This is a genomic window from Pseudomonas typographi (assembly GCF_014694385.1).
Taxonomy (GTDB): Bacteria; Pseudomonadota; Gammaproteobacteria; order Pseudomonadales; family Pseudomonadaceae; genus Aquipseudomonas; species Aquipseudomonas typographi.
In genome coordinates this window covers 1-255 of record NZ_JAAOCA010000192.1, presented here as the reverse complement: position 1 = coordinate 255, position 255 = coordinate 1, and the positions used below count along the sequence as shown (strand labels likewise).

The following is a 255-nucleotide window of genomic DNA, read 5'->3' as shown; positions in this document are numbered from 1 at the left end:
CCGCTTCCGCCTCGCTCCACTTCACCATCGCAGCGGCCTTCTGGTCGCGGGTTAGTGCCTTGAACTTGGCGATCACATCATCGAGCGGCCCTTTCAAGCCCTCCAGGCCTTCGGCCGCCTTGTCGGCGCTGCTGCGGAAATCTACGAACGAAAGAGCAGCTGCACCAGCAATGAAGACAAGCCCGACCGGGCCGCCCATCAACGCTAGCACGCTTTTGCCTGCGGTCGCTAAGGTAGTCGCCGCCCGTGACATAA

The 255-nt window shown here is 62.0% G+C and carries 1 protein-coding gene; it reads right to left on the bottom strand.

The window, feature by feature from the left end:
- The coding region (locus HAQ05_RS28350) for a hypothetical protein (protein WP_190427778.1) at positions 1-211 on the bottom strand (211 nt) is incomplete at its 3' end.
- Positions 212-255 lie beyond the last annotated feature (44 nt).